The following is a 12,797-nucleotide window of genomic DNA, read 5'->3' as shown; positions in this document are numbered from 1 at the left end:
GGGCAAGCCGTCAAGCAAGGGAATTTGCCGACTTGCCGGGGACTTTGGCAACCCCCGCCGCAACAGTCTGGCCCGAATTCGAGCTGCTGTAGGCGGGGCCGACCGCGCCGAGCACCGTCACGGCGCTGAACACGACCGTCAGCAGGGCCGCCATGGCCGTTCCGCTGAGGTTATTTCCGAACTTCGTCATTGTCTGTCTTCCTGATCTGTTGGCCTTCATGCGCCCGCCTTGTTGGCGGATTGCCCTAAGCATTGCATGGGCCGTGCCAATTTCAGGAAATTGCGCAAATCCGCCCTTTTCCTTCATCTGGCGTTCAGCTTTTGCGATCTCCGCTTGCCAAGAACTGGGAAATCTTCCTAATATTTGGCATGGAGAAAGTGACGCATTTCGTGGGGCAATCGCTCGCCTTTCTCGACGCGGTCGAGCAGGCCGGGCGTGCGGCCGAACTCATCCGCCCCGTGCTGGTCATCGGCGAACGCGGGACGGGCAAGGAGCTGATCGCCGAGCGCGTCCATCGCCTGTCACCGCGCTGGGACGGGCCGCTGATCATCATGAACTGCGCGGCGCTGCCCGAAACGCTGATCGAGGCCGAGCTGTTCGGCCATGAAGCGGGCGCCTTCACCGGCGCGACTCGGGCGCGCGCCGGGCGATTCGAGGAAGCCGACGGCGGCACGCTCTTCCTCGACGAGCTCGGCACGCTCTCCATGGCCGCGCAGGAGCGGCTGCTGCGCGCGGTCGAATATGGCGAGGTCACGCGGATCGGCAGCTCGCGGCCGCTCAATGTCGACGTGCGCATCGTCGCGGCGACCAACGAGCATCTGCCCGACGCGGTCGAGGCTGGCCGCTTCCGTCCCGACCTGCTCGATCGCCTGTCGTTCGAGGTCATTACCCTACCGCCGCTGCGCGGGCGCGAGGGCGATGTCGAGGTGCTGGTCGAGCATTTCGGGCGCCGCATGGCGACCGAGTGCCGCTGGCCGGGCTGGCCGGGCTTCTCGGCCAAGGCGATGGCGGAACTCACCGCCTATAGCTGGCCGGGCAATGTCCGCGAGCTGCGCAACGTGGTCGAGCGCGCCGTCTATCGCTGGGATCTGGTCAACGATCCGATCGACGCAATCCAGCTCGATCCCTTCGCCTCGCCCTGGCAGCCCAGGGGAATCGCGGCGCGGCCGCCCCGCCCCGCCGAGCCGGCCTCGGCCGAGCCGGTGCTGAACGGCCATGCGCCAGAACCGACCCTGTCGCTCGACGAGATCAGCGATTTCCGCGCCGCCGTCGACGCCCATGAGGCTGCGATCCTCAAGCGGACGCTGGAGCGCCACCGCTTCAACCAGCGCGCCACCGCCAAGGCGCTGAACCTGTCCTATGATCAGCTGAGGCACTGCCTGCGCAAGCATGACCTGCTTTGACCCCTCTCCCGCAAGCGGGAGAGGGAGGGGCCCGCCGCGCAGCGGTGGGAGGGTGAGGGTCTTGTGACCCTGTCGCCCACGCCGAACCTCACAGAAGAAAAGGAAGACCCTCACCCAACCCTCTCCCGCCAGCGGGAGAGGGCCAGACCTCAGCCCCCGTTGAAGTTCACCATGCAGTAGAGCATCGCCAGCGACAGCAGCGTGTTGGTGCGGCTGAAGATCATCGCGGTGGTCGCCGCCTTCGCCTTCACCGCATCTTCCGCCGGCACGATACCGAGCACCTTCTTCTGGTTCGGCCAGATCACGAACCACACGTTGAACGCCATGATCAGCGCCAGCCACATGCCGATGCCGATGAGCCGGAAGTGCGGATCGAGCGACAATGCCTGCACGATATAGCCGGCATGCCAGGCGATCAGCAGCCCGGTGAGGACCGTGAACGCGGCACCCCAGCGGAAGAAGAACAGCACCGAGGGCGCGATATATTTGGTGACGCCCGGCTTCAGCTCGGCCGGTACCTTGGGCATGGTCGGAACCTGCACGAAGTTGAGATAATAGAGCAGGCCGATCCAGGTGATTCCAAAGAAGAGATGCAGCCAGCGCAGCGCCGCCTGCGTCGAGTCCGCATTGGGGCCGACCCCGTAGATCACCGCGATGGTCAGCACGACGCCGACGAGCAGAACGGCATGAAGATTGCCAAAGAATTTTGTCATATCAGCTCCCCCAATTATCTTGTCTGAGGCGCGCCGAGGGCCACCCCTCTCCTAATGGCCGGCAAAGACCGGTCCACGGCAAAACTAGAACAAAGCGTTCCCTCTGTCATATCAATTTAATATTTGAGGCTGATCGGCACTCATTGCTGGAATCTCGCGCGCGGCCGCGCCATTTCGCTCACGCACCGCTGAACGATTCGCCCACCAGGGCGTTTCGCCCCTCGAACGACGATCATCTCATCAAGGAGACGCACCCATGGCATTCATTCTGCCCGACCTTCCCTATGCCAAGACCGCTTTTGGCGATGACATGTCGGCCGAGACGTTCGAGTTTCACCACGGCAAGCATCACAATGCCTATGTCGTGAAGGCCAACGAGTTGGTCGCGGCTGATCCGGCGCTGCAGGGCAAGTCGCTGCTCGAGCTCATCAACTCCTCCAAGGGCGGCCTGTTCAACCAGGTCGGCCAGATCTGGAACCACAGCTTCTTCTGGCTCGGCCTCTCGCCCGAGACGCAGGAACCGACCGGCAAACTCGCCGATCTCATCAACGAGGGCTTCGGCTCGACCGCCGGCCTGATCGAGAAGCTCAAGGCCGAGGCCGTCGGCCATTTCGCCAGCGGCTGGGCCGCGCTCAACCTCAAGGACGGCAAGCTGGACGTGACGAGCTATCACGATGCCGACACGCCCGTCGCCCATGGGGCCACCCCGCTCTTCATCCTCGATGTGTGGGAGCATGCCTATTACATCGACTATCGCAATGCCCGCCCGAGCTATGCGGACACGACCCTCAACAAGCATGTGAACTGGGCGTGGGTCGCCGAGAATCTCGACGGCAACGGCGCCGAGCGCGCCAACCAGCCGGGGTAGTTCAAGCCAAAACTCCGTTCGTTTCGAGCTGAGGTTCGAGCCTGTCGAGAACCGGAGTCGAGAAATTCAGCGTCGCGCTGCGTTCTCGACAGCCGTCTCGACAAGCTCGACGGGCGCTCGAACCGAACGGTGAATTATGAAGAAAGGGCGCTCCAATCGGGGGCGCCCTTTTCACGTCAGCTCAGCCGCTCGATATCCTCGCGCGTCAGCGATCCCGGAATGACCATGATCGGACAGGGCATCGTGCCGGCATCATGCCCCGCGAAATGGGCGACCAGCGGCCCCGGTGCGCCCTTGGGCGCCGCGCCGAGCACCAGCGCCGCGACTGGTTCACCGGCCAGCATCTCCTTTACTGAGGCGATCGGATCGCCGATCTTGACGGTGATCGCTGGCTGGATCCCAGCCTCGGCCATCAGTGTGCCCGCCGCGCCCATCGCCAGCGCCTCGGCGCGGGCGCGCGCTTCCTCCTCGATGGTGGCCTGAACGGAGCCCCACTGGACGAATTCGGTCTTGGGCACGAGCGCCAGCATGTGGACCCCGCCACCGGTCTTGGCGGCGCGTCGAGCGGCAAAGAGCAAGGCGGACTCGGCCTCGCTGCTTTCATCGACGACGACCAGATAGGTGCGCATCATGTCGCGGCTCCAAATCTTTTGATCCGCTCGCGCGGATAAGCGGCACCAGCCCGCTCCCCCGCCCGGCCACCCAAACATCGTACCCTAGTGGGTGGCCGGGCGGGGGAGCGGGCTGGTGCCGGACCGTTTCGGCCAGGCCGAAACGCAAAGAGCCTGCTGGAAATTCGCTCCTGATGCAAGCGATGGCCTTGACCCGGAAAGGCAAAGCGTGAAGGTGGCCGGCGATTGTCCACCCCGCATGAAGCAGGAAAGCCTGGCCCCATGGCGATCAATATCCAGATGCCCGCCCTCTCGCCCACCATGGAAGAAGGCACGCTCTCCAAATGGCTCGTGAAGGAAGGCGACACCGTCACTTCCGGCAGCCTGCTCGCGGAGATCGAGACCGACAAGGCGACGATGGAATTCGAGTCCATTGACGAAGGCGTCGTCGGCAAGATCCTGATTCCCGAAGGCACCGACAATGTGAAGGTCGGCACCGTGATCGCCGTGCTGGTCGAGGAAGGCGAGAGCCTGCCGAGCGACGCGCCCGCGCCCAAAGCCGACACCCCGGCGCCGAAGGCCGAAGCCGCCGCGCCCAAGCCCGAGCCGGAAGTCGCCAAGGCCACTCCGGCGCCCGCCGCTGCGCCCGCTCCCGCGCCGGCCGCCTCCGGCGACCGCGTCAAGGCGAGCCCGCTGGCCAGGCGCATCGCCGCGCAATCGGGCATCGATCTGGCGAACCTCGCCGGCAGCGGCCCCAATGGCCGCATCGTCAAGGCGGACCTCGAAGGCGCCAAGCCGGGCGCCACCGCGCCGCAGCCGGCGGCCGCGCCTGCCGCCGCTCCGACGCCGGCCTCGGCACCGGCCCCGGCCCACGCCCCGATCACCGCGCAGGATTTCGGCATTCCGCACGAGGCCGAGAAGCTCTCGAACATTCGCAAGACGATCGCGCGCCGTCTCACCGAATCCAAGCAGACGATCCCGCACATCTACCTCACGGTGGACATCCGCCTGGACGCCCTCCTCAAGCTGCGCACGGAGCTGAACGCGGCGCTGGCCTCGACCGGCGTCAAGCTCTCGGTCAACGACATGCTGATCAAGGCGCTGGCCAAGGCGCTGCTGGCGGTGCCCAAGTGCAACGTGCAGTTTGCCGGCGACACATTGCTCAAGTTCAGCCGCGCGGACATCAGCGTCGCCGTGTCGATCCCGGCCGGGCTGATCACGCCGATCATCGTCGATGCCGGCGGCAAGGCGATCAGCAAGATCTCGACCGAGATGAAGGATCTCGCGGCCCGCGCCAAGGACGGCAAGCTCGCGCCGCATGAGTATCAGGGCGGCACCGCCAGCCTCTCCAACATGGGCATGATGGGCATCAAGCAGTTCGAGGCGGTGATCAACCCGCCCCAGGCGATGATCATGGCGATCGGCGCCGGCGAGCCGCGCCCCTATGTCATCGACGGCGCGCTCGGCATCGCCACGGTGATGTCCGCCACCGGCAGCTTCGACCACCGCGCCATCGACGGCTCGGATGGCGCCGAGCTGATGAAGGTCTTCAAGGAGCTGGTGGAGGCGCCGCTGGGTCTGGTGGCGTAAATCATGCCCGGCAGCAGCACCCATAGCCCGTTTCCCGCGAGGGGAGAGGGGCTCCGAGATTGCCCCCATGCCTGAAGGCGCCCCCGAAGCCCTGCCCACCGGCCAGCCCGCGACCCGTGTCACCACCATGCCGGCGGACGCCAACCCCTATGGTGATATTTTCGGCGGCTGGCTGATGAGCCAGATGGACATGGCCGCCGGGCTCGTCGCGGCGCGGCATAGCGCCGGGCGGGCCGTCACCATCGCGGTCGAGGGGATGAAGTTCCATCGTCCGGTGTTCGTCGGCGACGAGGTTTCGGTGTTCGCGCATCTGGTCAGGGTCGGCAACACCAGCATGACCATCGACGTCGAGGCCTGGCGCCGCGCGCGGCATAGCGCGGAGAGCTACAAGGTGACGCAGGCGCGCTTCGTCTTCGTCGCGGTCGATGAAAACCGCCAGCCACGCACCGTGCGGCCCATGGCGGACGAACCATGACGCACCATATTTCCACTGGCCGGGCAGCCTCGCCCGGCACGTACGCCCAGGGAGCTTATCTTGGCTGACACTTACGATCTCATCGTCCTCGGTTCGGGTCCCGGCGGCTATGTCGCGGCGATCCGTGGCGCGCAGCTCGGCCTCAAGACCGCGATCGTCGAGCGCGAGCTGCTGGGCGGCATCTGCCTCAACTGGGGCTGCATCCCGACCAAGGCGCTGCTGCGCTCGGCCGAGATCTTCCACTACATGCAGCATGCCGGGGACTATGGCCTTGCCGCCGACAAGATCAGCGCGGACATCGCCGCGGTTGTGAAGCGCTCGCGCGGCGTGGCGAAGCAGCTCAATGCCGGCGTCACCCATCTCATGAAGAAGAACAAGATCACGGTCCATATGGGCACCGGCGTGCTGACCGCACCCGGCAAGCTGACCGTGACCGATGCGGACGGCAAGAAGAGCGAGATTGAGGCCAAGCACATCATCGTCGCGACCGGCGCCCGCGCCCGCGACCTGCCCGGCCTCCCCGCCGACGGCAAGCGCGTCTGGACCTATCGCCACGCCATGACCCCGCCGGAGATGCCGACCAAACTGCTGGTCATCGGCTCCGGTGCGATCGGCATCGAGTTCGCCAGCTTCTACAATGACATGGGCGCCAACGTCACGGTCGTCGAGATGATGGACCGGATCGTGCCGGTGGAGGATGCGGACGTCTCCGCACATCTCGAGAAGGCGCTCAAGAAGCAGGGCATGACCATCCTGACCAAGGCGAGCGTCGACAAGATCGAGACCGGCGCGAGCGGCGTGAAGGCGACGATCAAGGACAAGGATGGCAAGGTCATCGCGGCCGACTACAGCCATGTCATCGTCGCGATCGGCATCGTGCCGAATACCGAGAACATCGGCCTGGAAGCGCTCGGCGTCGCGACCGAGCGCGGCCACATCAAGACGGACGGCTATTGCGCCACCAACGTCCCCGGCCTCTGGGCGATCGGCGACGTGACCGCGCCGCCGTGGCTCGCGCACAAGGCCAGTCACGAGGGCATCATCGCGGTGGAATCGATCGCCAAGGCGCTCGGCAACAAGGATGTCCACCCGCACGTCATGGACCCGCGCAACATCCCCGGCTGCACCTATTGCCACCCGCAGATCGCCAGCGTCGGCCTGACCGAGGCCAAGGCGAAGGAAGCCGGCTATGAGGTGAAGGTCGGCAATTTCCCCTTCATCGGCAACGGCAAGGCGATCGCGCTCGGCGAGGCGGAAGGCTTCGTCAAGACGGTGTTCGACGCGAAGACCGGCGAGCTACTCGGCGCGCACATGATCGGCGCGGAAGTCACCGAGCTGATCCAGGGCTATACGGTCGGCAAGACCGCCGAGCTGGTCGAGCAGGACTTCATCCAGACCGTCTTTCCGCACCCGACGATCAGCGAGACGATGCACGAGAGCGTGCTCGCCGCGTATGGCCGCGTGATCCACATCTGACGGGGGCCGGCATGCGCACGGTCTGGCTGGCGACGGGTCTTGCGCTGATCGCGGCGCAAGGCCGGGCGTCGGCCGCGCCCGCTGCGACCGACTATGCCGCCGACGCCAAGGCGCTCGATGCGATCATTGCCGAGAACTACGCCTATCTCGACCGGTTCGGCGACACCGTCCCGAGCTCGGCGAAGCTCGATGCCGAGCGTGACGCCGTGGCCGACCACGACAGCCTGCTCCATTATGCCGAGGACAAGATCGCCGCGCTGGCCGATCATCACGCGATCACCGGCAGCAGCTTCAAGACCAGCTGGGGGCTGGTGCCGAGCTATGCCGACCTCTGGATCGTGGCGGACGCGGATGGCTACCGCATCGACGCCGTGAAGGACGGCAGCCCGGCGCAGGGCGCGCAGATCGCGATCGGCTATCATCTCAAAGCCGTCGACGGCGTCCCAATCGACGCGGCCATCGCCGCATATTGGCATGATCTCGGCCTAGAAGCCGTCACCGATTCCGAACGGCGCGCCTTCGCGGCGCGCGTGCTTGCCGCCGGCCGGCGCGATCGCGCCCGGCATCTCGTCGTCGATGCCGATGATGCCGACATGCCGCTCACCCTGCCCAATCTCTATCAGTCCCGGCCGGGTGACCGACCGCCCGTCACGCTGACGGTCCAGACGCGCCGCGCCACGATCCGTTTCAACGATTCGCTCGGCAACAGCGACACGATCGCCGCGTTCGACGCGGCCATGGCGACCGTGCCGCAGGGCGCGCACCTCGTCATCGACCTCACCGACACGGGCTCGGGCGGCGACAGCCTGATCGCCCGCGCCGTGATGAGCTGGTTCGTCGACCGGCCGCGTTTCTATCAGAAGCATCGCCTCGTCGCCGAGGAGCGATCCAGCGGCATCGTGCGCGAATGGGTCGAAGAGGTCTATCCGCGCGCGGGAAAGCATTTCGCCGGCCCTGTCTCGGTGCGCGTCGGACGCTGGACCGGCAGCATGGGCGAGGGCATGGCCATCGGCTTCATGAGCATCGGCGTGCCGGTCTGCGGCGGCGCGATGGCGGGCCTGCGCGGCGCCGTCTATGACTTCACGCTGCCGGCGACCGGCATGGTCGTGAAGCTACCGGCCGAGCGGGTTTACACGCCCGGCGGCAAGCCGCGCGAAGACGTCGTCCCCCCGCCTTGTCGCTAGGCACACAGCCTCTCCCGATCCGACGTCGCCTGGCCACGGCGCTCGCCCTGCTCGCCCTCGTCATCGCGATCGGCCTGCTCCAGCCAACCGGACTGTTCGCGCCGGTGGACGGTCTGGCAATGCGGATCGTCCAACATCTGCGGCGCTGGCCGGTCGCCGATGCACTCACGACCACCAGCCTGTGGCTCGACACGCTCGGCGAGGGCGGCGCGCGGCTGTGGATCGCGTGCGCGGTCGCCATGTTCCTGGCGCGGGCCGGGCGAGCCGGGGAGATGCTCTGGCTGCTGGCCGCAGTCGCGGGAATGATCGCCGTCAACCCGCTGATGAAGCTCTTCTTCGGAGCGCCACGCCCCGACCTGATCGCGCATCTCGCGATCGCCACCGGCCACAGCTTCCCGAGCGGCCACGCCGCCGGCGCCATGTCGCTCTATGGCGCGCTGGCCATGGTCCTGCGTCACCGCGCCGCGTGGGCGCTCGGTGTCGTCATGATCCTGGCGACGGGCGCGAGCCGCGTCTGGCTCGGCGTACATTGGCCGAGCGATGTCGCTGGCGGCTGGATCGAGGGACTCGCCTGGCTGACCGTCCTGTCGCTCGCGCGACCCTCACCGGCCGAGTCGCGATAGCATTTCCGGGCCTCCGCGAGCGACGCGCTCACCGGGCGGAACGGCGCGCTGCCTTCGTCCACTTTCTGCTTTAACGGAAGCTGACTGACCGGCTATCCCGCGGCCCTTCCAGCCATTTTATCAGCGAGCGTTGCATCCATGTCGCACTGCACAATATTATATTGAAATTGAAGGACTTTATTTCCCGTAAGCCCCGAAATCAGACCAATATTTCTCCGGCGCGTCACAACTGGTCGCTATTTCGCGATAGCGAGCCAGGGGGGCTCACCGATATAGGCGGCTCATCGTCATAAATCAGCAACATGCAGGTCCCACCCGGCCGCCAGCAAGTGAGAGGACGCATCGGTTTCGCCTGAAACCGAGAAGGTCGTGCGCGGATACCCCGAAGCACGCCAGATTGACCAGATTGCATCGATCCAAAGGGGAGCACCGATGAACAAATTTCGCATTATCCTCGCGGCTACTGTAGCCAGCGGGGCACTGACCACTGGGGCCTTTGCCCAGTCGACCGGCTCGATCGACTTCGAAGACGCGATCATCGTCACCGGCTCGCGCGGCCCGGCCGACACGGCCGGCATCCAGGTGCCTGATTCAACCAAGGCCAAGGGCGTGATCACCCAGGAGCTGATCAGCCGCGGTGGCACCAACACCATCCTCAACACGGTCAACTTGATCCCGGGTGTCAGTTTCCAGAACAACGACCCTTATGGCTCGGCCGGCGGTACGCTCAACATCCGCGGCTTCGGCGCGGATCGAGTCTCGCTGACCTTCGACGGCATGCCGCTCAACGACACCGGCAACTATGCCGTCTATTCGAACCAGCTGCTCGATTCGGAGCTGATCGAGCAGGTCAACGTCAACCTGGGTTCGACCGACGTTGACAGCCCGACCGCGGCCGCCTCCGGCGGCACGGTCAACTTCCGCAGCCGCACACCTTATGACGACTTCAACGTCACGATGGTCGGCGCGATAGGCGACTATAATTTCTATCGCATGTTCGGCGTGATCGACACGGGCGTATTCACGCCGTGGGGCACGAAGGCCTGGTTCGCGGCGAGCCGCACCGGCAACGACAATGTGTACAACAATCTCGGCAAGATCGATAAGCAGCAGTTCAACGCCAAGATCTATCAGCCGATCGGCGACAATGGCGACTTCATCTCGATCGCCGGCCACTACAATATCAACCGCAACAACTTCTTCGGCTCGCTGCCGCTGCGCACCGACACCGACACGGGCCGCGTGGTCGGCTCGGACGCGAGCAATCGCTACCCGCTCAATGCGGACGAGCGTTTCTACAATATCGCGCAATGCTCGATCAGCAATGTGACGCCGGTCGCCGGCACGGCGCAGGCCGCGTCCACGTGCGGAACCCTGTTCGACTATCGCTACAATCCGTCCAACACCGGCAACATCCGCATCCAGTCGAAGTTCACGCTGGCCGACGGCCTCGTCCTGACGATCGACCCGAGCTATCAATATGTGAAGGCGAACGGCGGCGGCACAGTCTCAGCGCGTGAAGCTTATTATGACCTCGACCCGACCGGCGGTCAGGCCGCATGCACGACCGTGCTGACCGGCGCGGGCATTTCCTGCCAGCCGGGCTATTTCGCGGGCAATCCCTATTTCGGCCGCGACCTCAACGGCGACGGCGATCTGCTCGATCAGGTCACGGTGCTCGCCCCCAGCGAGACCAAGACCAACCGCTACGGCGTGATCTCATCGCTGCGCTATGACATCAACGAGCATCACACGATCCGCGCCGGCTACACGCTGGATTATGGCCGCCATCGCCAGACCGGCGAAGTCGGCTTCCTCCAGCCGAACGGCTTCGGCATCAATCCCTTCCCCGAGGACCAGCCGGCACTCGATGCGAAGGGCGCCATCCTCCAGAAGCGCGATCGTCTGTCCAAGGCGATCCTGCATCAGGTGTTCGGCGAATATCGCGGTCAGTTCTTCGACGACCGGCTGACCATTTCGGCGGGCCTGACCGGCAAGTTCTTCATCCGCGACCTGACCAACAATTGCTGGACGTCGAGCGCGGGCGGCTTCGTCGAATGCTTCGGCACCGGCGGCGTCGGCACATTCGGCACGCTGCGCCCGACCTATGCGCCGCCGCAGAACCGCGTGCTGCACTATAACCGCGTACTGCCGACCGCCGGCTGGAGCTTCAAGATCACCCCGGCCTTCTCGCTCTTCGGCAACTTCTCGCAGGGCATCCAGGTTCCGGGCACCGATCCGCTGTACAACAGCTTCTTCTTCCCCGTCGGCAGCCCGGGTTCGCAGCCCAAGCCGGAAACGACGAACAGCTTCGACTTCGGCGCGCGCTACACGACGAGCAAGCTGCAGGCCCAGCTGACGAGCTGGTACACCCGCTACAGCAACCGTCTGGCCTCGGCCTACGACCCCGATCTCAACCAGACCGTCTATCGGAACCTGGGCCGGGTCGACAAATGGGGTGTCGACGGCAGCGTCGGCTATCAGCCGCTCGAATTCCTGACGCTCTATGCGTTCGGATCGTATCTCCACTCGGAGATCAAGGACGACATCGCGACGTTCGAGACGACGAGCGGAACGCTGTTCTACACCCCGACCGCCGGCAAGCGTGAATCCGGTGCGCCGGTCTATACGCTCGGCGGTCGCGCCGAAGTGCACTTCGAGGGCCTCGATGTCGGCCTGCAGGGCAAGCGCACCGGCAAGCGCTACGTCTACGACAACAACCTGCCGACCTTCCGCCGCAATGCCAACGGCACTGATACGATGATCTACGGCGCAGTGGCCCCGGCCTACACGCTGTTCGATCTCGACGTGCGCTACTCGCTCAAGTCGTTCGGCGCGCCGAACGTCTGGGCTCAGCTCAATGTCAGTAACCTGTTCGACAAGTTCTATGTGGGCGGTTTCGGTGGCGGCCTGACCCAGACGGTCAACCGCAATGCCACGACCGGCGCGATCACCGGTTACGGCAATCCGGGCTTCGTCCAGCTCGGCTCGCCGCGCGCGGTGATGTTCTCGGTCCACGTCCAGATGTAAGTCTGCGGACAAACGAACTTGGGAAGGGCGGGAGCAGCGATGCTCCCGCCCTTTCTCTTTGCCCGCGCTTCACATCACTTCAGGCAGCTGTCCAGCCCCTGCACGCGCACCGACGTGACATAGCGCGCGATGCGGTTGCCGTGGCGCAGGGTGAAGCCGCCCGGCGAGGCCGCCTCGCGCTTCTTGGGGAGGGGCAGCACGGCGGCGATGCGCGCCGCCTCGGTGCGCGAGAGATGGCTGGCGCTGTGATTGAAGTAACGGATCGCGCCGGCCTCCACGCCATAGGTGCCGATGCCGGTCTCCGCGACGTTGAGATAGACTTCCATGATCCGGCGCTTGCCCCAGATCGCCTCGATCAGCACCGTGTACCAAGCCTCCAGCGCCTTGCGGAGATAGCCGCCGCCCTGCCAGAGGAACACATTCTTGGCCGTCTGCTGGCTGATCGTCGATCCGCCGCGGATGCGTCCGCCCTCGGCGTTGCGCTCCATCGCCTTGCGGATCGCATCGGTATCGAAGCCGTGGTGCAGGCAGAATTTGGCGTCCTCGCCGGCAATCGCGGCGCGCGGCATGTTCGGGTCGATGTTGGAGAGCGACGTCCAGTCCTTGGTGATGCCGTTGCCGTCCATGATCATGGTCAGCGTGATCGGGATGGGCACGAACTTGAAGAACAGCACCTGCGCGAACGAGATGACGACGAAGGCGCAGACGGCCATGGCGACCCAGCGGAACAGTTTGCCGTACCAGCTCCTGGGCTGACCCGGGAAGCGCCAGCGCCGCTTTGCCGATCCGCGCCCGCGCCGTGCCCTTGCCGTCGTCGCCATGC

12 protein-coding genes are annotated in these 12,797 nt (G+C 65.4%); 8 read left to right on the top strand and 4 right to left on the bottom strand.

Features of this window, described 5'->3' with window-relative positions; genetic code table 11:
* Positions 1-10: 10 nt before the first annotated feature.
* Positions 11-307, bottom strand: a complete 297-nt coding sequence (locus KK488_RS18140) for a hypothetical protein (protein WP_214625117.1) — start codon at positions 305-307, stop codon at positions 11-13.
* 62 nt (positions 308-369) lie between these two features.
* On the opposite strand from KK488_RS18140, the gene pspF reads away from it, so the two are divergent.
* Positions 370-1,404 (top strand): phage shock protein operon transcriptional activator, encoded by a 1,035-nt coding sequence (gene pspF / locus KK488_RS18135; RefSeq protein WP_214625116.1) that lies wholly within the window; start codon positions 370-372, stop codon positions 1,402-1,404.
* Between the two features lie 149 nt (positions 1,405-1,553).
* Here pspF and KK488_RS18130 read toward each other — a convergent pair whose 3' ends face one another.
* Positions 1,554-2,117 carry a urate hydroxylase PuuD gene (locus KK488_RS18130; RefSeq protein WP_214625115.1) on the bottom strand — a complete coding sequence of 188 codons (564 nt, stop codon included), beginning with the start codon at positions 2,115-2,117 and terminating at the stop codon, positions 1,554-1,556.
* Between the two features lie 256 nt (positions 2,118-2,373).
* Here KK488_RS18130 and KK488_RS18125 point away from each other — a divergent pair, with 256 nt between their 5' ends.
* Positions 2,374-2,985 carry a superoxide dismutase gene (locus KK488_RS18125; protein ID WP_214625114.1) on the top strand — a complete coding sequence of 204 codons (612 nt, stop codon included), beginning with the start codon at positions 2,374-2,376 and terminating at the stop codon, positions 2,983-2,985.
* Positions 2,986-3,161: 176 nt separating this feature from the next.
* Here the strand turns inward: KK488_RS18125 and KK488_RS18120 are convergent, their stop codons facing one another.
* Positions 3,162-3,614, bottom strand: a complete 453-nt coding sequence (locus tag KK488_RS18120) for a universal stress protein (protein ID WP_214625245.1) — start codon at positions 3,612-3,614, stop codon at positions 3,162-3,164.
* Positions 3,615-3,878: 264 nt separating this feature from the next.
* Here KK488_RS18120 and KK488_RS18115 point away from each other — a divergent pair, with 264 nt between their 5' ends.
* The 6 genes from KK488_RS18115 (at position 3,879) to KK488_RS18090 (ending at position 11,974) form a co-directional block, all read left to right on the top strand.
* Positions 3,879-5,186 (top strand): pyruvate dehydrogenase complex dihydrolipoamide acetyltransferase, encoded by a 1,308-nt coding sequence (locus KK488_RS18115; protein WP_214625113.1) that lies wholly within the window; start codon positions 3,879-3,881, stop codon positions 5,184-5,186.
* Positions 5,187-5,253: 67 nt separating this feature from the next.
* The gene (locus tag KK488_RS18110) at positions 5,254-5,661 is read left to right on the top strand and encodes an acyl-CoA thioesterase (RefSeq protein ID WP_214625112.1); all 408 of its coding nucleotides are present in this window, start codon (positions 5,254-5,256) and stop codon (positions 5,659-5,661) included.
* A 60-nt stretch (positions 5,662-5,721) separates the two neighbouring features.
* The gene (gene lpdA / locus KK488_RS18105; RefSeq protein WP_214625111.1) at positions 5,722-7,137 is read left to right on the top strand and encodes a dihydrolipoyl dehydrogenase; all 1,416 of its coding nucleotides are present in this window, start codon (positions 5,722-5,724) and stop codon (positions 7,135-7,137) included.
* Positions 7,138-7,148: 11 nt separating this feature from the next.
* Positions 7,149-8,321, top strand: a complete 1,173-nt coding sequence (locus KK488_RS18100) for a S41 family peptidase (protein ID WP_214625110.1) — start codon at positions 7,149-7,151, stop codon at positions 8,319-8,321.
* Positions 8,312-8,944, top strand: a complete 633-nt coding sequence (locus KK488_RS18095) for a phosphatase PAP2 family protein (RefSeq protein WP_214625109.1) — start codon at positions 8,312-8,314, stop codon at positions 8,942-8,944. The genes KK488_RS18100 and KK488_RS18095 overlap by 10 nt, the downstream gene beginning before the upstream one ends.
* 432 nt (positions 8,945-9,376) lie before the next feature.
* Positions 9,377-11,974, top strand: coding sequence for a TonB-dependent receptor (locus KK488_RS18090; RefSeq protein ID WP_214625108.1), 2,598 nt, complete (start codon positions 9,377-9,379; stop codon positions 11,972-11,974).
* Positions 11,975-12,048: 74 nt separating this feature from the next.
* Here KK488_RS18090 and mtgA read toward each other — a convergent pair whose 3' ends face one another.
* Entirely contained in the window at positions 12,049-12,795 is a 747-nt protein-coding gene (gene mtgA, locus KK488_RS18085; RefSeq protein WP_214625107.1) for a monofunctional biosynthetic peptidoglycan transglycosylase, read from the bottom strand.
* Positions 12,796-12,797 lie beyond the last annotated feature (2 nt).

Origin of the sequence: Sphingobium nicotianae (assembly GCF_018603885.1) — a bacterium.
In the GTDB taxonomy this organism is placed as follows: Bacteria; Pseudomonadota; Alphaproteobacteria; order Sphingomonadales; family Sphingomonadaceae; genus Sphingobium; species Sphingobium nicotianae.
The sequence above is the reverse complement of the archived record's forward strand: the minus strand, read 5'-3'. Positions and strand labels throughout refer to the sequence as shown.

What these genes read in the sequence shown, in the direction of transcription:
- KK488_RS18140 (WP_214625117.1), bottom strand. Translation starts at nt 307, where the DNA reads ATGAAGGAAAAGGGCGGATTTGCGCAATTTCCTGAAATTGGCACGGCC.
- pspF (WP_214625116.1), top strand. Translation starts at nt 370, where the DNA reads ATGGAGAAAGTGACGCATTTCGTGGGGCAATCGCTCGCCTTTCTCGAC.
- KK488_RS18130 (WP_214625115.1), bottom strand. Translation starts at nt 2,117, where the DNA reads ATGACAAAATTCTTTGGCAATCTTCATGCCGTTCTGCTCGTCGGCGTC.
- KK488_RS18125 (WP_214625114.1), top strand. Translation starts at nt 2,374, where the DNA reads ATGGCATTCATTCTGCCCGACCTTCCCTATGCCAAGACCGCTTTTGGC.
- KK488_RS18120 (WP_214625245.1), bottom strand. Translation starts at nt 3,614, where the DNA reads ATGCGCACCTATCTGGTCGTCGTCGATGAAAGCAGCGAGGCCGAGTCC.
- KK488_RS18115 (WP_214625113.1), top strand. Translation starts at nt 3,879, where the DNA reads ATGGCGATCAATATCCAGATGCCCGCCCTCTCGCCCACCATGGAAGAA.
- KK488_RS18110 (WP_214625112.1), top strand. Translation starts at nt 5,254, where the DNA reads ATGCCTGAAGGCGCCCCCGAAGCCCTGCCCACCGGCCAGCCCGCGACC.
- KK488_RS18100 (WP_214625110.1), top strand. Translation starts at nt 7,149, where the DNA reads ATGCGCACGGTCTGGCTGGCGACGGGTCTTGCGCTGATCGCGGCGCAA.
- KK488_RS18090 (WP_214625108.1), top strand. Translation starts at nt 9,377, where the DNA reads ATGAACAAATTTCGCATTATCCTCGCGGCTACTGTAGCCAGCGGGGCA.
- mtgA (WP_214625107.1), bottom strand. Translation starts at nt 12,795, where the DNA reads ATGGCGACGACGGCAAGGGCACGGCGCGGGCGCGGATCGGCAAAGCGG.